This window comes from Luteimonas sp. MC1572, assembly GCF_016615815.1.
Taxonomy (GTDB): Bacteria; Pseudomonadota; Gammaproteobacteria; order Xanthomonadales; family Xanthomonadaceae; genus Luteimonas.
The window spans coordinates 2,453,536-2,472,200 of record NZ_CP067112.1 but is presented as its reverse complement, the minus strand read 5'-3'; the positions used below and the strand labels follow the sequence as shown (position 1 = coordinate 2,472,200).

General features: G+C 71.4%; 18 protein-coding genes. 8 read left to right on the top strand and 10 right to left on the bottom strand.

The annotated features are described in order from the left end of the window. The first annotated feature begins 21 nt into the window (after nt 1-21). From JGR64_RS11350 to JGR64_RS11335, 4 genes are all read left to right on the top strand, one after another. Nucleotides 22-1,125, top strand: a complete 1,104-nt coding sequence (locus JGR64_RS11350; protein ID WP_199373483.1) for a PLP-dependent cysteine synthase family protein — start codon at nt 22-24, stop codon at nt 1,123-1,125. A 65-nt stretch (nt 1,126-1,190) separates the two neighbouring features. Further along, the gene (locus JGR64_RS11345; RefSeq protein ID WP_199373482.1) at nt 1,191-1,562 is read left to right on the top strand and encodes a BlaI/MecI/CopY family transcriptional regulator; all 372 of its coding nucleotides are present in this window, start codon (nt 1,191-1,193) and stop codon (nt 1,560-1,562) included. Further along, a complete protein-coding gene (locus tag JGR64_RS11340; RefSeq protein ID WP_199373481.1) occupies nt 1,546-2,301 on the top strand; it encodes a M56 family metallopeptidase in 756 nt (251 codons plus the stop codon). Before JGR64_RS11345 ends, JGR64_RS11340 begins: the two co-directional genes overlap by 17 nt. Before the next feature lie 432 nt (nt 2,302-2,733). Further along, nucleotides 2,734-2,979, top strand: coding sequence for an energy transducer TonB (locus JGR64_RS11335; protein WP_199373480.1), 246 nt, complete (start codon nt 2,734-2,736; stop codon nt 2,977-2,979). Nucleotides 2,980-3,043: 64 nt separating this feature from the next. On the opposite strand, the gene JGR64_RS11330 is transcribed toward JGR64_RS11335, so the two are convergent. From JGR64_RS11330 to JGR64_RS11300, 7 genes are all read right to left on the bottom strand, one after another. Continuing rightward, on the bottom strand, nt 3,044-4,996 hold the full coding sequence (locus JGR64_RS11330) for an acetyl-CoA hydrolase/transferase C-terminal domain-containing protein (RefSeq protein ID WP_199373479.1): 1,953 nt from the start codon (nt 4,994-4,996) through the stop codon (nt 3,044-3,046). Nucleotides 4,997-5,058: 62 nt separating this feature from the next. Further along, a complete protein-coding gene (locus JGR64_RS11325) occupies nt 5,059-5,679 on the bottom strand; it encodes an ATP-binding cassette domain-containing protein (RefSeq protein ID WP_199373478.1) in 621 nt (206 codons plus the stop codon). A gap of 25 nt (nt 5,680-5,704) precedes the next feature. After that, entirely contained in the window at nt 5,705-6,409 is a 705-nt protein-coding gene (gene modB, locus JGR64_RS11320) for a molybdate ABC transporter permease subunit (RefSeq protein WP_199373477.1), read from the bottom strand. An 18-nt stretch (nt 6,410-6,427) separates the two neighbouring features. Further along, a complete protein-coding gene (modA, locus tag JGR64_RS11315) occupies nt 6,428-7,219 on the bottom strand; it encodes a molybdate ABC transporter substrate-binding protein (protein WP_199373476.1) in 792 nt (263 codons plus the stop codon). A 4-nt stretch (nt 7,220-7,223) separates the two neighbouring features. Continuing rightward, entirely contained in the window at nt 7,224-8,105 is an 882-nt protein-coding gene (locus tag JGR64_RS11310; RefSeq protein ID WP_199373475.1) for an MBL fold metallo-hydrolase, read from the bottom strand. Beyond that, entirely contained in the window at nt 8,102-8,974 is an 873-nt protein-coding gene (locus JGR64_RS11305; RefSeq protein ID WP_199373474.1) for a S1/P1 nuclease, read from the bottom strand. Before JGR64_RS11305 ends, JGR64_RS11310 begins: the two co-directional genes overlap by 4 nt. Nucleotides 8,975-9,015: 41 nt before the next feature. After that, on the bottom strand, nt 9,016-9,642 hold the full coding sequence (locus JGR64_RS11300) for an OmpW family outer membrane protein (protein ID WP_199373473.1): 627 nt from the start codon (nt 9,640-9,642) through the stop codon (nt 9,016-9,018). 169 nt (nt 9,643-9,811) lie between these two features. On the opposite strand from JGR64_RS11300, the gene gap reads away from it, so the two are divergent. Continuing rightward, nucleotides 9,812-10,816, top strand: coding sequence for a type I glyceraldehyde-3-phosphate dehydrogenase (gap, locus tag JGR64_RS11295; protein ID WP_199373472.1), 1,005 nt, complete (start codon nt 9,812-9,814; stop codon nt 10,814-10,816). A gap of 70 nt (nt 10,817-10,886) precedes the next feature. On the opposite strand, the gene JGR64_RS13930 is transcribed toward gap, so the two are convergent. Both JGR64_RS13930 and JGR64_RS13925 read right to left on the bottom strand, forming a co-directional pair. Continuing rightward, entirely contained in the window at nt 10,887-11,513 is a 627-nt protein-coding gene (locus tag JGR64_RS13930; protein WP_233348194.1) for a DsbA family oxidoreductase, read from the bottom strand. A gap of 5 nt (nt 11,514-11,518) precedes the next feature. After that, entirely contained in the window at nt 11,519-12,019 is a 501-nt protein-coding gene (locus tag JGR64_RS13925) for an RDD family protein (RefSeq protein ID WP_233348193.1), read from the bottom strand. A gap of 47 nt (nt 12,020-12,066) precedes the next feature. Here JGR64_RS13925 and xerD point away from each other — a divergent pair, with 47 nt between their 5' ends. From xerD to purL, 3 genes are all read left to right on the top strand, one after another. Further along, nucleotides 12,067-13,014, top strand: a complete 948-nt coding sequence (gene xerD / locus JGR64_RS11285; protein ID WP_199373471.1) for a site-specific tyrosine recombinase XerD — start codon at nt 12,067-12,069, stop codon at nt 13,012-13,014. A 114-nt stretch (nt 13,015-13,128) separates the two neighbouring features. Next, on the top strand, nt 13,129-13,956 hold the full coding sequence (locus tag JGR64_RS11280) for a DsbC family protein (RefSeq protein WP_199373470.1): 828 nt from the start codon (nt 13,129-13,131) through the stop codon (nt 13,954-13,956). Between the two features lie 83 nt (nt 13,957-14,039). After that, the gene (gene purL, locus JGR64_RS11275; protein WP_199373469.1) at nt 14,040-17,981 is read left to right on the top strand and encodes a phosphoribosylformylglycinamidine synthase; all 3,942 of its coding nucleotides are present in this window, start codon (nt 14,040-14,042) and stop codon (nt 17,979-17,981) included. Between the two features lie 24 nt (nt 17,982-18,005). Here purL and JGR64_RS11270 read toward each other — a convergent pair whose 3' ends face one another. After that, the gene (locus tag JGR64_RS11270) at nt 18,006-18,509 is read right to left on the bottom strand and encodes a hypothetical protein (protein WP_199373468.1); all 504 of its coding nucleotides are present in this window, start codon (nt 18,507-18,509) and stop codon (nt 18,006-18,008) included. Between the last annotated feature and the right edge of the window lie 156 nt (nt 18,510-18,665).

Below are 18,665 nucleotides of genomic sequence, written 5' to 3'. Positions count from 1 at the left end.
CGGCCAACACCGGGAGTTTCCATGCCGCAGCGTGACTGGGTGGCGCGTGCCATCCACACCATCGAGGCCGACTTCAACCGCTCGGCCGACACCCACCTGATCCCGCTGGACGTGCCCGGCTATCCGGGCATCGACGTGTACCTGAAGGACGAGTCGAGCCATCCGACCGGCAGCCTCAAGCACCGGCTGGCGCGCTCGCTGTTCCTGTACGCGCTGGCCAACGGTTGGCTGCGCGAAGGGCGGCCGGTGGTGGAGGCGTCGAGCGGATCGACCGCGGTGTCGGAAGCCTACTTCGCGCGGCTGCTGGGCCTGCCGTTCATCGCGGTGATCCCGGCATCGACCTCGCCGGAAAAAATCGCCGCGATCGAATTCCATGGCGGCCGCTGCCACCTGGTGCAGACCGCCTGCGCGCTGGATTCCGAATCGCAGCGCGTCGCGGCCGAGACCGGCGGCCACTTCATGGACCAGTTCACCTACGCCGAGCGCGCCACCGACTGGCGCGCCAACAACAACATCGCCGAATCGATCTTCCGGCAGATGGCGGAGGAGCGGCACCCGGTTCCGGAATGGATCGTGTGCAGCCCGGGCACCGGCGGCACCGCCGCCACGCTGGGTCGCTACGTGCGCTATCGCCGCCACGCCACGCGCGTGCTGTGCGCGGATCCGCAGGAATCGGTGTTCCATCAGGCCTACCGCGCGGCAGTGGCCGGGCAGCCGTGGCGCCACTTCACCCATCCCTGCGGCTCGCGCGTGGAAGGCATCGGCCGCCCACGCGTGGAGGCGAGCTTCATTCCCGGCTGCATCGACGCCATGGTCAAGGTGCCCGACGCCCTGGCGCTGGCGGCGATGCGCCACGTCAGCGCGCGCCTCGGTCGCCGCGTCGGCGGATCCACCGGCACCAATTTCATCGGCGTCCTGCACGCGGCGCAACGCATGGCGGTCGAAGGGCGCAGCGGTTCGATCGTGACCATCCTCTGCGACAGCGGTGACCGCTACGCGCACAGCTATTACGCACCTGCCTGGTACGCCGCCAACGGCATCGACACCGAGGACGCCGATGCGGTGGTGGAAGCGGGCGCCGCCGGCGGCGACATCCCGGGGCTGGAGCCCGTTCGCGCCACCTGACACGCGGCGCTTGACAGCACGATTGTTTACGCCTGTAATCAGTTCAAATTACGGGTGTAATCGTCATGTCGATCAGCGATGCCGAAGCGGTGGTGATGGACGTGCTCTGGCGGCGGCAGCCGCTGGCCGCCGAAGACGTGGTGGCGCAGCTGGCCGCCAGTTCGGAATGGGCGGAACCGACCATCAAGACCCTGCTCAACCGCCTGCTGCGCAAGGGCGCGGTGCGCGCCGAACGCGACGGTCGCCGCTATCTGTATTCCCCGGTGCTGACCCGCGAAGCGTGGGTCGCGCAGCAGAGCCAGGGCGTGGTGGACCGCCTGTTTGGCGGGCGCGTTGCGCCGCTGGTGGCGCACTTCAGCGAGCGCGGCAAGCTCAGCCCGGCCGACATCGCCGAACTCCGCCGCCTGATCGATGGGCTTGATGATGATCGCCGCTGACACGCTGCTGCGCTGGCTCGTCGACGGCAGCCTCGCGGCGAGCGCGGCACTGCTGCTGGTACTCGCGCTGCGGCATCCGTTGCGTCGCGCATTCGGCGCGCGCGTGGCGTACGGCGCGTGGGCGCTGGTGCCGCTGGCGATCGCCGCGGCCGCGTTGCCGCGCCCGGCCCCCGGCCAAGGGTTCGCCCCGGCGCTGCTGTCACTGCACCCGGGCGTGCTGGTGATGCCGTCGACAGGCTCTACGCTGACCGCGACCGGCATCGACTGGCCGCTGCTGCTGGCTTCGGCCTGGCTGATTGGCGGCGTGTTCGCCGCCCTGCGTTTCCGGGCGCAACAGCGGGGTTACGTGGCGGCGCTTGGCCACCTCGATCAGGCCGCGGACGGGAGCTGGCGCGGCGTTGGCGTGGAGGCACCGGCGGTGGTGGGCGCGATGCGGCCGCGCATCGTGCTGCCTGTCGATTTCGAAGCCCTGCACGCAGCGGACGAAGCGGCGCTGGTGGTCGCACACGAGCGCGCCCATCTCGCGCGCGGCGACACGCGCGCCAACCTGCTGGCGGTCGCGTTGCGCTGCCTGCACTGGTTCAACCCCTTCCTGCACCTGGCCGCGCGCGGATTCCGCCTCGACCAGGAGCTTGCCTGCGATGCCACGGTGCTCGCGCGCCACCCGCATGCCCGTCGCCGCTACGCGGACGCGATGTTGAACGTGCAACTGGCCGTCCCTGGACTGCCGGTCGGTTGACATTGGCAGTCCAGCCAATTCCTGAAGGAGCGCATCCTCATGTTGAAACAACCGCAACCCGGAGCCGTCCGCCGTCGAACCGGCGCCCTGGCCCTGGGCGTCGTGCTGGCGGGCTGCAGCTACGCCGCCTGGGCGGTCCGCCCGGCTGCCGCACCACCTCCACCGCCGGTTCCGCCGGTGCTCGCCGCGCCTGCGGTGCCCGACGCGCCGCCGGCGCCGCCTGCGCCACCGGATGCCACGGCGGTGGACGCAGCCGACGCACCGCCGGCTCCACCGGCGCCGCCCCGACCCGCCCGTGCGCCGTCACCACCGGCATTGCCTGTACCGCCGGCGCCCGCCGCTCCTGCCAAGGCACCCGCGCCGCCGGTTCCCGCCGCGGCTCCGTCGTCCGCCGCACCGCCCGCGCCGCCCGCGCCACCTGCAGCACCGGTCATGACGGCGCCGCGCTATCCGGCCGCTGCCGTTGCCGCAAAACAGAGCGGGCGGGTCGTGCTGAAGCTGCTGGTGGGCACTGACGGCAGCGTCAGGGACGCAGTGGTCGAACAGTCGACGCCGGTGGGCGTGTTCGACGCGGCGACGCTCGAGGCCGCCCGCAACTGGCGCTTCAATCCCGAGCAGTCGGACGGCAAGCCGGTAGAGGGCTGGATCCGCGTGCCCGTGGACTTCGCACTGGACTGACCCGCAGTGCCGGGTACGCCCGGCCAAGCGCCGCCGACACCCCGCGGTGTCGGCGCCGCGCGCTTCAGGCGGTACGTGTCTGCGCGAGCGCGTATGCGAGCAACCGCGTAGAGAGTCGCTCGCCGGACGAGGCGGGAGCCGACAGCGCCATCCGCTCCAGCGCTTCACGGTCGTCCGCGCCCCTGGTGACCAGGGCGGCCGCCACGGTGCGCAGCAGGCGCCAGCGGTTCGAGGTGTTCGCCTGCAGCCAGCCCAGCGCCTTGGCCAGGCGCTGTTCGACGTCGGTGAAGTCGCTGCCGAGCGGATAGTCGGGCAGGGTGCCGTCGCGGCGGAACGGCGCGAGCGCTTCGCGCAGCCGCGCGGGCGTGTTGCGCGCCCACGATGCCGGCGGCGCGAAGTCGCCGCGCAGCTTGCGATGCTGCTTCGCCTCGGCCAGCAATCCGCCGCTGAAGCGTGCATCGCAGATCGCCGTCATCGCCACCACGCAATCCTCGTCGGCCAGGCCGCGCACATCGGCGATGCCGTACTCGCTGATGTAGATGTCGCGCAGGTGCCGCGGGATGGTGGTGTGGCCGTAGTTCCAGCGCAGGTTGGATTGCGCCGCGCCGCCAGTCTCGCGCGTCGCCCGCAGCAGCAGCGTGGAGCGCGCGTCGGGCAGCGCGTGCGCCATCGACACGAAGTCGTACTGGCCGCCCACGCCCGACACCACCTCGCCGTCGGCAAGGCCGTCGGAAACCGCCGCGCCGAGCGCGGTGGCCATCATGCAGCTGTTGAAGAAGCGTGCATCGCGGCGCTGCACGCGCGCCAGCGCCTCGTCGCCGAGCGGCAGCATGTTCAACTCGCTGATGCGGCGCATGCCGATGCCGTGGCGCGTGTCGTCATCCAGCGTGCGCAACCAGTCGTAGAACTCCGCCGAGCCGAGATAGAAGCCGCCGTGCAGGAACTGCCCGTCGCGCGCCTGCAGCTCGCGGTCGAGTTCGCTGGCGCTGCCATCGTCGAGGCGCTGCTGCAGCGGCAGCTTGTCGACCACGCGCCGGCGCACCACGCCGCACTGCACCAGGCGGCGGAAGCCTTCGTTGACCATTTCGCTGCAGCCGTACAGGCCGATCGCGAAAGGTCCAAGGCCACCACTGGCCAGCACGGCCGGATGCGCTTCGATGCCCGGGTCGAGTGCCTGCAGCACGCGCCGATAGGCGGCGTTGTCGGTGTGGCGCAGCGCCAGCGCGTGGCAGATCGCGTCGGCCAGTGCACCGATGCCGAGTTGCAGGGTGCCGCCGTCGCGCACCAGCGCGCTGGCGTACAGGCCGATCGCATGGTCGGCATCGCCGACCGCCTGGCGCGGCAGCGCGAACAGCTTCGGATACGGCGCCGGCGGCGCCACGATGATGTCGAAGAATCCGGCGTCGACCGCCGCGGTGCCGCCGAGCCACGGCAGCTCCGGATCGATCTCGGCGACCAGCAGCGGCCGCGGGTGCCCGGCGACGGCGAGCGCGTCGATCGTATCCAGCGTGAGGTCGGTGTTGGATGACAGCGACAGCCGTGTACCGCCGGCGTCCACCGCGACCTTCTGCACGATGCAGCTCACGCCGCGCGCGGCCAGCGTGCGCGCCACGTGGGTGTAGTTGAGGCTGGCGTAATGCCGTTGCGCCTGTCTGGAGCGCAGCAGCGCGCCGCCCTGGAGATAGAACTCCTCGATGGCGATGTTGTCGGGCAACGCGTCGCGCCGCTGCGCGCGCACCCAGTCCAGGCGCGGGAAGTCGTCGCCGAACTGGCGGCTCAGGAACGGCGCCAGGAAGCGCCGCTGCAGGTCGCTGCGGCCGGCCACGGGCGGGTCCAGCGACAGCGCCGTGTAGATGTGCAGGCGGCGAGCGGGGTCGCGCTGGATGCGGCCATACAGGGCGTTGAGCAGGCGGTGCGGCTTGCCGAGGCCGAGCGGGGTGGCGACATGCAGCGTGCCCGGGATCCGCGCCACGATCCGGTCGACGGCAAGCTCAAGCGAGTCGAGCACTTCGGTCATCGGCGCAGGATACGTCCGTGGCCGTGAACAGGCGTGCTGCGCCGCCGGACTGTCCGCAGGCGTCAGTCCAGCACGTGGACCGCGCTGGTCATGCGCCGCACCTCGTCCTCGGCATGGCTGACATGGACCATCGGCAGCCGCACCTCGTCGCGCACCCGCTGCAGCCACGGGATCAGCTCTTCGCGGCGCGCCAGGTCGAGCGCGGACAGCGGCTCGTCGAGCAGCAGGATCGCCGGCTGCGCGAGCAGGGCGCGGCCGATGGCGACGCGCTGCGCCTCGCCGCCGGACAGGTTGGCGGTGGGGCGCGCCAGCAGCGCGCCGATGCCGAGCAGCGCGACGACGTCATCCAGCCCGAAGCGCTCGACCTCGCCGCGCCGCGCATGGCGGCCATACAGCAGGTTGCCGCGGACATCGAGGTGCGGGAACAGCCGCGCATCCTGGAACACGTAGCCGACACGGCGCCGGTGCGCCGGCAGGTCGATGCCGCGCGCGGCGTCGAACAGCACGCGGCCGTCGACGGCGATGTGCCCCGAGAGCGGGCGCACCAGCCCGGCGATCGCATTGAGCACCGTGGTCTTGCCGGCGCCGGAGGGCCCTGTCAGCGCGACCACGCGCGCCGCATCCTCGATGCGCACGTGGCGCTCGAAGCGGCCGCGCCGCAGGTGGATGTCCAGGCTCAGCATCGGCCCGGCTCGGGATGCGGCAGGTTCATGCGCCGTCCCCCGCATCGCGGTGGCCGTGCTGGCGGCGCACCAGCCACTCCGAGGCCAGCAGCGCCAGCAGCGAGATCGCCACCGCCACCGCCGCCAGCCGCCAGATGCCGGACTCGCCACCCGGCACCTGCATCAATCCGTAAATCGCCGTCGACAGCGTCTGCGTCTCGCCGGGAATGTTGGACACGAAGGTGATGGTGGCGCCGAACTCGCCCAGCGCCTTGGCGAAGCCGAGCACCGCGCCAGCCACGATCCCCGGCCACGCCAGTGGCAACGTGACCGTGGCGAACACGCGCCAGGGATTGGCGCCGAGCGTGGCCGCCGCCTGCTCCAGGCGGCGGTCGACGTTTTCGATGGACAGGCGGATCGCGCGCACCATCAGCGGGAAGCCCATGATCGCGCTGGCCAGCGCCGCGCCGGTCCAGCGGAACGCGACGCCGATGCCGAACTGCTCGGCCAGGAATCCGCCGATCGCACCCTGGGTTCCGAACAGCACCAACAGCGCATAGCCCACCACCACCGGCGGCAGCACCAACGGCAGGTGCACCAGTGCATCGAGCAGCGCCTTGCCCGGAAAGCGCCCGCGCGCCAGCAGCCAGGCCACGGCAATGCCGGCCGGGAGGCTGGCCAGCGCCGCCGTGCTGGCCACTTTCAGGCTCAGCGCGATGACGGTGAGCTCGGCCGCGGTGAAGAGGGACATGCGTGCAGTGTCGCCCGCTCAGCGCAGGCTGAAGCCATGGCGCACGAAGATCGCCCGCGCCGGCGGCGAGTGCAGCCAGCGCACGAACGCCGCGCCGTGCGGATGCCGGCTGGCCGCGACACGCGCCACCGGATACACGATCGGCGGATGCGAGGCGGCCGGGAACGTGGCGAGCACGCGCACGCGCGGCTCGGCGCGGGCATCGCTGGCGTACACGACGCCCAGCGGCACCTCGCCGCGTGCCACCAGCATCAGCGCCGCACGCACGTTCGCGGTGCCGGCCACGCGCGGTTTCAGCGCGTCCCACATGCCTAGCGACGCGAAGGCGGCACGCGCGTACTTCCCGGCAGGCACGCTGTCCACCATGCCCAGCGCGATGCGGCCGCGCGCGCCGAGCAGCGGCAGCAGGTCGCTGCCCGGGCCCAGCGCGAACGGCCGTGCAGCGCTGCGCGCCGGCGCGATGAGCACCAGCGTGTTGCCGAGCAGCTCACTGCGCGTCGCGGCGTCGATCAGGCCCTGTGCCTGCAGCACGTCCATCCAGTCGAGGTCGGCGGAAACGAACACATCCGCCGGCGCGCCCTGCTGGATCTGCCGCGCCAGCGCCGGGCTGGCGGCGTACGACACGCGCACCGCCTGGCCGGTGGCCTCCCGGTAGGCACTCGCGGCTTCGTCCATCGATTCCTGCAGGCTGGCTGCGGCGAACACGGTGAGCGGGCCGGCCGCCGGTCCGCTGGCGCGCGCGCTGGCCGATGGCCACCACGCGGCCAGCGCGAGCACGGCAAGCAGGCACGAGGCGACGCGCGCGGACATGCCGCTACAGCGCGTCCAACGGCAGGTTGATGTAGCGGATGCCGTTGTCGCGCGGCTCCGGCAGCGCGCCGGCGCGGATGTTGACCTGCACCGACGGGATGATCAGCGCCGGCATGGCCAGCGTCGCGTCGCGCGCCTCGCGCGTTGCGACGAAGGCGTCCTCGTCGATGCCGTCGCGCACGTGGATGTTGGCCTGCCTCTGCGCGGCGATGCTGGTCTCGCAGGCCACCGCTCGGCCGCCGGGTGCGTAGTCGTGGCACACGAACACGCGGGTCGCGTCCGGCAGGGTGTCGAACAGGCGGCGGATGGAGCGGTACAGCGTGGCGGCGCTGCCGCCGGGGAAATCGCAGCGCGCGGTTCCGCCGTCGGGCATGAACAGCGAGTCGCCGGTGAACAGCGCGTCGCCGACCAGGTAGGCATTGCTGTCGCTGGTGTGGCCGGGCACCGCGATCGCGCGGCAGGCGAGGCCGCCGATCGCGAACACCTCGTCGGCGGCGAACAGGTGGTCGAACTGCGAGCCGTCGACGGCAAAGCCCGCACCGAGGTCGAAGACATCGCGGAAGCGTGCCTGCACGCTGCGGATGCCCTCGCCAATGGCGATCGGCGCGGCGTTGAAGTGGGTGGCCTTGAGCCAGTGCGCGGCCGACAGGTGGTCGGCGTGGGCGTGGGTTTCCAGCAGCCAGTCGACGCGGTAGCCGCGCTGGCGCACGCAATCGACCAGCCCCGTCGCCGATGTCGTCGCGGTGCGCCCCGACGCCATCTCGAAATCGAGCACCGGGTCGATGATCGCGGCGGCGCCGCTGGCCGGGTCCGCCACCACGTAGCTCCAGGTGCCGGTGCCGGCATGGTGGAACGGGTGGACGCGCGGTGCGGCGACGGTGTTCACGGCGTGGGCGCGGAATCCGTTGCAGCGGCCGGCGCGGCGACGGTTGGCGCGAGCGCATGGTTGAGCATCGCCGCCAGCCGCGTGCCGGCCTTGCGCAGGCGGTCTTCGACGATCGGCAGGCGTGCGTCCAGGAACGCCTCGTCGAGGACGCGCCGGCCCTCGGGCGGATAGACGTCCCCGGTTTCGATGATGCGGCAGGATTCCAGCGCCCAGTCGAGCGCGGGCGTCTGCGAGTGCAGCGTCGGATCCGCGGGCAGCGGCGCGCGCGCCAGCAGCTCGGCGGCATAGGCCGGCGACTTCAGGCCGCGACGCTCGAGGATGGTCCCGTCCCAGATGCGATGCATGTTGCTGCCATCGCCCCTGTAGTTGACCTGGTGGCGGTTGCCGCCGGCATCGTCGCGCAGGCCCGCGTGCAGCGGCTGGTGCGCATCGCCGACGAAATGCACGAGGAACTTCAGCGCTTCGCGGCGCTGGGCGTCCGGACGGCCGTGCTGCGCAAGCGTGAGGTACTGGCGGTTGATGGCGCCCACCACGCAGTCGTTGCCCGGGCAGTCGCTCGCCGCATCGAACGCGCAGCGGCCCTGGAAATTGATGTAGTGCCAGCGCGCACTCGCCTTGGCGGCTTCGGGGTCGGTGTCGCGCAGTTCATCGGCCCATGCCGCGATGCCGGCGAGCGTGGGTGCGGGCTCCCCGGCCAGCAGACGGTCGACTTCGGCGCGCGCGGCGGGCGTGAGGCCGGCCTCGGCGATGCGGGCGACGATACGGTGGCCCTCGGCGCTCCACGCCAGCGCGTCGCCGGCGGCGAACGCGCCGGCGATGGCCAGCAGTGGGGCAAGGAAACGCAGGCGGTACAGGGGGTGTGGACGCATGCGGCGATTCTAGCGCGCGTGCGTTACCGCCCGCCTTTCGATCAGAAGCGCATGACGTAGGCGGCGCCGTATACCAGCGGGTCGATGTTGGCGGTGCCGAGGTGGGCGCCGTCCAGCTTCACGTCGCTGTCGATGTCCATCCAGCGCACGTCGACGCGGATCGAGCCCTTTTCGCCCACCTTGAAGTCGACGCCGGCGTGCAGCGCGAGGCCCCAGGAGTCGTCGAGTTCGAGCTTGCTGCCGGCGAGCGCGCCGCGGGTGTCCTCGCTGAAGAACGTGGTGTAGTTCACGCCCGCGCCAAGCAGCGGCGACACCTTCCCCTGGCCGTTGAAGTGGTACTGCAGGCTGACGGTGGGCGGAAGGTGCTTGGTGCTGCCCACGTGCCCCAGGCCGTCGACGTGGATGTCGTGCTGGAAGGGCAGTGCAGCGAGGACCTCGAGGCCGAGGTTGTCGCGCACGAAGTACTCCACCGCGATCGTCGGGCGCGTGCTGGAGCCGATGTCCAGCGGCAGCGTGCCGGCGGCCAGCGCGCCGTTGTCGGAATGCGCCCTGACCTGGTGCGCGCCGAGCGCGACGGTCCAGTCGCCGGCCGACTGGGCGAGCGCGGACGGGGCGGCGAGGGCGCCGGAAATGGCGAGGACGAGGAGGGGAAGGGTGTTGCGGGGCATTGACGCACCTGTCGTGGGTGGAGGGTGGCGTCATGATGCGTCGGCCCATACGGGCCCGCATTGATCGTGGTCAAGGCCGGCCGGGCGCGGGCGGGCCTGCTAAAATAGGCGTTCTGCGTGTTCCACCCACCCTTGCCGCGGCGCGCGGCGATACGGAGTCAGCATTCCCATGGCGATCAAGGTAGGCATCAACGGTTTCGGCCGCATCGGGCGCAACGTCCTGCGTTCGGCGGTGGAGAATTTCGGCAGCGACATCGAGATCGTCGCCATCAACGACCTGCTCGAGCCGGACTACCTGGCCTACATGCTGCAGTACGACTCGGTGCACGGCCGCTTCCAGGGCGAGGTCTCGGTGGACGGCGACACGCTGGTGGTCAACGGCAAGCGCATCCGCCTGACCCAGGAACGCGATCCGGCCAACCTGAAGTGGGGCGAGGTGGGTGCCGACGTGGTGATCGAATCCACCGGCCTGTTCCTGACCAAGGAAACCGCGCAGAAGCACATCGACGCGGGCGCGAAGAAGGTGATCCTGTCGGCGCCGTCCAAGGACGACACGCCGATGTTCGTGTACGGCGTGAACGACGCCAAGTACGCCGGCGAGGCGATCATCTCCAACGCCTCCTGCACCACCAACTGCCTGGCGCCGATCGCCAAGGTGATGCACGACAAGTGGGGCATCAAGCGCGGCCTGATGACCACGGTGCACGCCGCCACGGCCAGCCAGAAGGTGGTTGACGGCCCGAGCAACAAGGACTGGCGTGGTGGCCGCGGCATCCTCGAGAACATCATTCCGTCGTCCACCGGCGCGGCCAAGGCCGTCGGCGTGGTCATCCCCGAACTCAACAAGAAGCTCACCGGCATGAGCTTCCGCGTGCCGACTTCCGACGTGTCGGTGGTCGACCTGGTGGTCGAGCTGGACAACCCGGCGACCTACGCCGAGATCTGCGCGGAAATGAAGGCGCAGAGCGAAGGCGCGCTGAAGGGCGTGCTCGGCTACACCGAGGACAAGGTGGTCGCCACCGACTTCCGCGGCGATACCCGCACCTCGATCTTCGACGCCGAAGCCGGCATCGCGCTCGACTCCACCTTCGTCAAGCTGGTCAGCTGGTACGACAACGAGTGGGGCTATTCCAACAAGTGTTTGGAGATGGTGCGGGTGGTCGCGGCGAAGTAAGTCGCACCAGCCACATGTTCCACCCGAAGCCCCGCATGACGCGGGGCTTCTTGTTTCCGGCGCCGGCCGCTCAGGCGAGCTTGCGCAGCGCCTCGCCGAAGGCCTCCGGCGGCTGCGCGCCCTGCACGCCGTGGCGGCCATCGATGACGAAGGTCGGCACCGCGCGGATGCCCAGCGCCTGCGCCTGGCCGATGCCGGCGCGCACCTCGGCAAGACCCTCGTCGGACGCGAGCAGCGCGCGTACGCGCGCTGCGTCCAGGCTCCCGGTGGCGCCGGCGTCGACCAGCACCGCCGGGTCGGCCAGGTTGCGGCCCTCGGCGAAATGCGCGCGGAACAGCGCTTCGACGACCGCGTCCTGGTCGCCCTCGCGCCCGGCGAGCCAGATCAGGCGATGCGCCGGCAGGGTAGTCACGCGCACCTGGCCACGGCTGAAATCCATCGGCAGGCCCTCGGCGCGCGCCGTAGACTGCGTCTGCGCCAGCAGCTCCGCGGCGCGCTCGGCGCCGCCGAACTTGGCGGCATAGGCCTCGCGCAGTGGCACCGGCGTGGCATCGGCATCGGGATCCAGCAGGTAGGGATGCCAGCGCACCTGGAGGTCCGGGGCGTCATCGCCAAGCAGCGCCAGGGCGCGCTGGAAACGGTGCTTGCCGATCCAGCACCAAGGGCAGACCACGTCGGACCAGATATCGATGCGCATCGCGGTCACCTCGCCTTGGGTTCGCGCCGCAGGCGCGTATGGCTGGCACGGTCGTGCCAGGTGAGGCGGTCGCGGTCGAGCCACGCCCACCAGAAGCCTGCGCCCGCGGCCAACAGCGACAGCGTGCCCACCGCATAGCGCAGCCACAGCGTCCGCCAGGATGGCGCCAGGCCGTTTTCGGCGACCACGCGCAGCCGCCACGGACGCATGCCCAGCGTCTGCCCACCGCGCTTCCAGCTGACGGTGGCGTAGGCGCCGGCGGCCAGCCAGCAGGCCAGCCACAGCAGCCACTGCAGCAGGCTGAAGGGCGGGATGTTTTCGCGCGCGTCGTGCCCGGCCAGCATGTAGCCGAAGGCGAACAGCGCGGACAGCGCGAACCACAGCGCCAGCGCCGGCCACAGGTCGTAGGACAGCGCCAGAAGACGCCAGCCGACGAGCGCCCCGGGGCGCGTGGAAGCGTCTGAGGGGGCCGGAGCGGTGCGGGTGCTGGAAGCGTTGACGGGCATCGCCACAGGATAGCCGGCGCATCGCGGCGGCGGCTAAGCTGGCGGCGATGACCGCGTCGACACCCGCCGAACGCCGCATGCGCAGCATGCGCCTGCCGCCCCTGCACGACGCCGATGCGCGCGCTATCGCGGCCTTCCTCGACGCCTGGTGGGCCGAATCCGGCGCCGCGCGGCAGACGCTGGACGCCTACCGCCGCGACCTCGAAGGCTTCGCGCGCTGGCGCGACCGCGGCGACATCGCCGCCGCCGACCGCGCCGGCCTGTTCGACTACCTCGCCTGGCGCACCCGCGAGGGCTGGTCGCCACGCAGCAACGCCCGGCTGCTGTCGGCGCTGCGCGGGTTCTACGGCTGGCGGCTGCTGCAGGGCCTGCGTGGCGACGATCCCACGGCCCTGCTGGACCCGCCGCGGTTGCCACGCCTCTTGCCCAAGGCGCTCTCCGAGGCCGAGGTCGACCGCCTGCTGGAGGTGCCCGACATCGACGCCGCCACCGGCCTGCGCGACCGCGCGATGCTGGAGCTGATGTACGCCTGCGGCCTGCGGGTCAGCGAGCTGGTCAACCTGCCGGCCACCGCCGTCAACCTGCGCCAGGGCGTGCTGCGGGTGCTCGGAAAGGGCGGCAAGGAACGCCTGGTGCCGCTGGGCGAAGAGGCCCAGGACTGGCTGCAACGCTACCTGGCGACGGCCCGCCCGCAGCTCGCGGGACGCCACGCACCTGCGGCGCTGTTCATCACAGCGGGGGGCGAAGCGCCGACCCGGCAGGCGTTCTGGGCCCTGGTGAAGCGGCACGCCGCCGCGGCCGGCATCGATCCGGCGCGGGTCAGCCCCCACGGCCTGCGCCACAGCTTCGCCACCCACCTGCTCAACCGCGGCGCCGACCTGCGCGCCCTGCAGATGCTGCTCGGCCACAGCTCGCTGTCGACCACCCAGATCTACACCCTGGTGGCGCGCGAGCAGCTCAAGCGCCTGCACGCGCGCCACCACCCCCGCGCCTGAGTCGCGACTGAGCCACGGCGCCGGGCGCTGGCCTCGCGCTTGTGCGCGCATGCGAGAATGCCGGCTCACGCGCCCGCCCCGTGCCCCGATGGCGCCCTCCTGCCGAGACCGCGAATGAAGTTCCTGCTGCCCCTGATGCTCTGCGCCGTCAGCCTCACCGCCTGTGCCGAGTCGCCGGCGCCCGGCGCGGGCGCCACGCCCGGCTCCGGCGATGCAGGTGCGGCCGCCACGGTGGTCCCCGCTGCCGGCCAGGTCCCGAAGGTCGAAGCGGGCACGCCGGACGAGCGCGCGGTTGCCGCCATCCAGACCATCAACCCGCGGGTGCGCATCGACCACGTCGGCGCGGCGCCGCTGCCGGGCTTTCGCGAGCTGATCGTCGGCGGACAGGTGATCTACGTCAGCGATGACGGCCGCTACCTGCTGCAGGGCGCGCTGTTCGACGTCAAGGAGCAGAAGGACCTGAGCCAGGGCGGGCTGGCCACGCTGCGCCGCGACCTGCTGAAGACCATCCCGGCCAAGGACCGCATCATCTTTGCCGCGGACAAGCCGGTCTACACCGTCGCGGTGTTCACCGACGTCGAGTGCGGCTACTGCCGCAAGCTGCACCAGGACATCGCCGAGTACAACAAGCGCGGCATTTCCATCGAGTACCTGGCGTTCCCGCGCATGGGCCCGGCCAGCGAGGACTTCCGCAAGATGGTCTCGGTCTGGTGTGCCATGGACCGTCGCCAGGCGCTCACCGATGCCAAGCAGGACAAGCGCGTGCCGCAGCGCGACTGCACCAACCCGGTCGCCATGCAGTACGACATCGGCCAGCGCGTCGGCCTGACCGGCACGCCGATGATCGTCACCGCCGAGGGCATGCAGATGCCCGGCTACATGCCACCAGACGCGCTGCGCGCGGCGCTGGACAAGCTGGCCGCCGAGGCCGGCGACCTCTGAGCCGATCCGCCCGTTGCGGCCCGGCGCGCGCCGGGGCCCGGCTTCGCTACAATGACCGGCCCGTTCCACGGTCAATCCCGGACATGATCGTCCTCGAGGGCCTGCCAGCCCTGTCGCCGTTTCGGCGTGAACGCCTCCAGGCCCGCCTGCAGGCCATTGCCCCCGCCGTCCGCGTCACCGGCGCCTGGCACGTCTACTGGGTCGAGCCCGTAGCGGGCGCAACGCCCGACCGCGCCATCCTGCATCGCATCCTCGAAGCCGCCGAAGGCACGGCCGAAGCCGCCACGGATGCCGCCAGCCGCTACGTCGCGCCGCGCCTGGGCACCATTTCGCCCTGGGCCAGCAAGGCCGGCGAGCTGCTGCGCGACGTCGGCCAGCCTGTGCGCCGGGTGGAACGCGGCACGCGCATCGACATCGCCGGCTGGCCGTCCGATGCCGCCACCGCGGGTGCGCTGGCCCGTGCGCTGCACGACCCGATGACGCAGTCGCTGCTCGACAGCCACGACCAGGCCGCGGCGCTGTTCACCGCGCCGGCGCGCGGCAGCGTCGAAGTCATCCCGCTGGACATGCTCGAAGAGGCCAACCAGCGCCTCGGCCTGGCCCTGGCGGACGACGAGATCGCCTACCTGCGCGAGCGCTACGCCGCGCTCGGCCGCGACCCGCACGATGTCGAACTGATGATGTTCGCGCAGGCCAACTCCGAGCACTGCCGGCACAAGATCTTCAACGCCAGCTGGACCATCGACGGCCAGGACATGCGCATCGACGGTGGCGCGGCCAACGGCGGCGCGCAGACCCTGTTCAAGATGATCCGCCACACCCACGCGCAGACGCCGCAGCACACGCTGTCGGCCTACAGCGACAACGCGGCGGTGGTGGAAGGCTATCCGGCGCAGCGCTTCCGCCCGGATCCCGGGACCGGCCGCTACCGCGCCGAGCCGCTGCGCGACTCGGCGTTCTGCATCAAGGTCGAGACCCACAACCATCCCACCGCGATCTCGCCGTTCGCGGGCGCCTCGACCGGCGCCGGCGGCGAGATCCGCGACGAAGGCGCCACCGGCCGCGGCGGCAAGCCCAAGGCCGGGCTGGCCGGCTTCAGCGTGTCTCACCTGCGCATCCCGTCGCTGCCGCAGCCCTGGGAGCAGCCACGCGAGCTCAACCCGCGCATGGCCTCGGCGCTCGAGATCATGACCGAGGGGCCGTTGGGCGCCGCGGCGTTCAACAACGAATTCGGGCGTCCCAACCTCACCGGTTACTTCCGCAGTTTCGAACTGGTGGAAGGCGACGGCCTGGTACGCGCCTACGACAAGCCGATCATGCTCGCCGGCGGACTGGGCGCGATCGACCGCGAACAGGTCGCCAAGCGCCGGCTGTCACCCGGCGATGCCGTGGTGGTGCTGGGTGGCCCGTCGATGCTGATCGGTCTCGGTGGCGGTGCCGCCAGTTCGGTGGCCTCCGGCGAAAGCGCGGAAGACCTCGATTTCGCCAGCGTGCAGCGCGACAACCCGGAGATGGAGCGCCGCTGCCAGGACGTCATCGACCGCTGCGTCGCGCTGGGCGAGGACGGCAACCCCATCAAGTGGTGCCATGACGTCGGCGCCGGTGGCCTGTCCAACGCCATCCCCGAACTGCTGCACGATTCCGGCGTGGGCGGGGTGATCGACCTCGACCGCGTGCCCCGCGACGACCCCTCGCTGTCGCCGATGCAGCTGTGGTGCAACGAATCGCAGGAACGCTACGTGCTGGGCATCGCGCCGGACCGCGTCGCCGAGTTCGCCGCACTGTGCGAGCGCGAGCGCTGCCCGTTCGCCGTGGTCGGATACGCGACGGAAGAGGAGCGCCTGGTGGTGGGGTACGGGGTGTCGCCATCCCAGCCCATGGGACATGCCACGCCCGCCATCGATCTCCCCATGGACCTCATCTTCGGCAAGACGCCCAAGATGCACCGCGACAGCAGCCGTACCGCGGCCGCGCGCTGGCCGCAGCTCAACGCGCGCGCGCTGGCTGCCGGACAGACGCCGGGCGAGGCACTGCGCCAGGCCGGCCTGCGGGTGCTGGCGCATCCCACGGTCGCGGCCAAGCAGTTCCTGGTCACGATCGGCGACCGCAGCGTCGGCGGGCTGACCGCGCGCGACCAGATGATCGGCCCCTGGCAGCTGCCGCTGGCCGACTGCGCGATCACCCTGGCCGGATTCCACGGCCACGCGGGCGAGGCCATGGCGATCGGCGAGCGCACGCCGCTGGCGCTGATCGATGCCGCCGCGAGCGCGCGCATGGCGGTCGGCGAGGCCATCACCAACCTCTGCGCCGCGCCGGTCGAATCGCTGGCGCGCACCAAGCTCTCGGCCAACTGGATGGCCGCCGCCGGGCATCCCGGCGAGGACGCGCGCCTGTACGACGCCGTGCACGCCGTGGGCATGGAGCTGTGCCCGGACATCGAGCTGTCGATCCCCGTCGGCAAGGACTCGCTGTCGATGCAGGCGCAATGGCAGGCCGACGGCGAGACCCGCAAGTCGGTGTCGCCCGTTTCGCTGGTGGTCACCGCGTTCGCGCCGGTCGCCGACGTGCGCCAGCAGCTCACGCCGCTGCTTTCGCGCGAGCCGGGTACCGAGCTGTGGCTGATCGGGCTGGGCGCGGGCAAGCAGCGCATGGGCGGATCGATCCTGTCCCAGTGCCACGATGCATTCGGCGGCGCCTGCCCCGACCTCGACGACGCGCAGCGCCTGCGCGACTTCTTCGAGCTGATCCGCGCCGCGCGCGAAGCCGGGCTGCTGCACGCCTACCACGACCGGTCTGACGGCGGCGTTTTCGCCACCCTCTGCGAGATGGCGTTCTGCTCGCGCGTCGGCCTCGACATCGACCTCGATGCCTGGGGCGACGACCGCACCGAAGACGTGTTCCGCACGCTGTTCAACGAGGAGCTGGGCGCGGTGGTGCAGATCGCCGCGGACGACCGCGTCGAGTTCGCCGACCTGGTCGCGCGCCACGGCTTGGTCGAATGCGCGCAGCGCATCGCGCGGCCGACCACCGCGTCGGCGGTGCGCGTGCTGGCCGATGGCGAAGTGCTGGCCGAATGGAAGTGGGAAGAGCTGATCAAAGCCTGGTGGTCGGTAAGCCACGCCATGCAACGCCAGCGCGACAATCCCGAATCCGCCGACGCCGAGCGCGAGGCCACCCTGCGCTTCGACGCCCCGGGGCTGCAGCCGAAGCTCGGCTTCGATCCCGGCGACGACATCGCCGCGCCTTATGTCGGAACGGGTGCCGCGCCGCGCGTGGCGATCCTGCGCGAGCAGGGCGTCAACGGCCAGGTGGAGATGGCGGCCGCGTTCTCGCTGGCCGGCTTCGACGCGATCGACGTGCACATGAGCGACCTGGTCGAAGGCCGCGCGACGCTTGCCGGTTTCGCGGGCTTTGCCGCCTGCGGCGGCTTCAGCTACGGCGACGTGCTTGGCGCCGGCCGCGGCTGGGCCACCTCGATCCTGGAGCGCGACACGCTGCGTGACATGTTCGAGCGCTTCTTCGCGCGCGGCGACAGCTTCGCGCTGGGCGTGTGCAACGGCTGCCAGATGCTGTCGCAGCTCAAGGACATCGTGCCGGGCGCCACGCACTGGCCGCGCTTCCTGCGCAACCGCAGCGAGCAGTTCGAGGCGCGCCTGTCGATGCTGGAAGTGGTCGAGTCACCGTCGCTGTTCCTGCGCGGCATGGCCGGCTCGCGGATCCCGGTGGTGGTGTCGCACGGCGAAGGCCGCGCGGAATTCGCGGGCTCCGAAGCCCAGTCGGCCGCGCGCGTCGCGCTGCGCTACGTCGACGGCGATGGCCGTCCGGCCATCGCGTATCCCGCCAACCCGAACGGTTCGGATGCCGCTGTCGCCGGACTCACCAGCGACGACGGCCGGGTGACGCTGATGATGCCGCACCCCGAACGCACCCTGGCCACGGCCAACTTCAGCTGGGCGCCGGCCGCGTGGCCTGGCGCCTCGCCGTGGCTCAGGATGTTCCGCAACGCGCGGGCGGCGATCGGCTGACCGTCGCCCGCGGATCGCACGGCGTCAGGGCGCGGGCGCCAGGAACTCCTGGCCGACGGCCCTGATGCCGGTGCCGGGAGGCAGGGCGCAGCTGATCGCCGGGTACGTGAAGTTCTCGCCTTCGTTCTCGGCGCTCGACCAGACCAGTTCCGCGATCGGCTGGTTGGCGGCCAGCTCTACCGACCTGGGACGGTAGACCGGATCCGTCAAACCATTCCGGCCGTCGACGAGGGTGCAGTGCACCGTGGCCGGACTGCTGGAATTGTTGACCAGGGCGACGAACACGATCGCGCTTGACGCCTGGCCGTAGAACTTGCCCTCCATGCCACAGGTGACGAACGTGGTGGTGCCGCCTTCGTTCTGGACCGCGAGCGGGCGCTTGCGGACCACGCCGTCGAACACCGGCAGGGCGGTCTGGCAGGCGCCCGCGGCCATGGTGATGCGCGAATCCGGAGCCGGCAGGCTTCCGGCGTGGGCCGCGGTGGGCAGAGCGAGCATGGTCGCCAGGAGGAGCATCGTCTTCGTCATGTGTGGTATCCCGTTGCAGGAAAGGTGGGCGTGGCGAGAGCCATGCACTGCGTGCAAACGGGAGATCGGGCGTGGTCCGGCCACTGCGCACCGGCAACCGTAACCATGGGGAGCCGTCTGCTAAAGTCGGCCACCGCATGCAATCCCTCCGGAACA

Coding starts and splice junctions, on each gene's coding strand:
- JGR64_RS11350 (WP_199373483.1), top strand. CDS start 22: ATGCCGCAGCGTGACTGGGTGGCGCGTGCCATCCACACCATCGAGGCC.
- JGR64_RS11345 (WP_199373482.1), top strand. CDS start 1,191: ATGTCGATCAGCGATGCCGAAGCGGTGGTGATGGACGTGCTCTGGCGG.
- JGR64_RS11340 (WP_199373481.1), top strand. CDS start 1,546: ATGATGATCGCCGCTGACACGCTGCTGCGCTGGCTCGTCGACGGCAGC.
- JGR64_RS11335 (WP_199373480.1), top strand. CDS start 2,734: ATGACGGCGCCGCGCTATCCGGCCGCTGCCGTTGCCGCAAAACAGAGC.
- JGR64_RS11330 (WP_199373479.1), bottom strand. CDS start 4,996: ATGACCGAAGTGCTCGACTCGCTTGAGCTTGCCGTCGACCGGATCGTG.
- JGR64_RS11325 (WP_199373478.1), bottom strand. CDS start 5,679: ATGCTGAGCCTGGACATCCACCTGCGGCGCGGCCGCTTCGAGCGCCAC.
- modB (WP_199373477.1), bottom strand. CDS start 6,409: ATGTCCCTCTTCACCGCGGCCGAGCTCACCGTCATCGCGCTGAGCCTG.
- modA (WP_199373476.1), bottom strand. CDS start 7,219: ATGTCCGCGCGCGTCGCCTCGTGCCTGCTTGCCGTGCTCGCGCTGGCC.
- JGR64_RS11305 (WP_199373474.1), bottom strand. CDS start 8,974: ATGCGTCCACACCCCCTGTACCGCCTGCGTTTCCTTGCCCCACTGCTG.
- JGR64_RS11300 (WP_199373473.1), bottom strand. CDS start 9,642: ATGCCCCGCAACACCCTTCCCCTCCTCGTCCTCGCCATTTCCGGCGCC.
- gap (WP_199373472.1), top strand. CDS start 9,812: ATGGCGATCAAGGTAGGCATCAACGGTTTCGGCCGCATCGGGCGCAAC.
- JGR64_RS13930 (WP_233348194.1), bottom strand. CDS start 11,513: ATGCGCATCGATATCTGGTCCGACGTGGTCTGCCCTTGGTGCTGGATC.
- JGR64_RS13925 (WP_233348193.1), bottom strand. CDS start 12,019: ATGCCCGTCAACGCTTCCAGCACCCGCACCGCTCCGGCCCCCTCAGAC.
- xerD (WP_199373471.1), top strand. CDS start 12,067: ATGACCGCGTCGACACCCGCCGAACGCCGCATGCGCAGCATGCGCCTG.
- JGR64_RS11280 (WP_199373470.1), top strand. CDS start 13,129: ATGAAGTTCCTGCTGCCCCTGATGCTCTGCGCCGTCAGCCTCACCGCC.
- purL (WP_199373469.1), top strand. CDS start 14,040: ATGATCGTCCTCGAGGGCCTGCCAGCCCTGTCGCCGTTTCGGCGTGAA.
- JGR64_RS11270 (WP_199373468.1), bottom strand. CDS start 18,509: ATGACGAAGACGATGCTCCTCCTGGCGACCATGCTCGCTCTGCCCACC.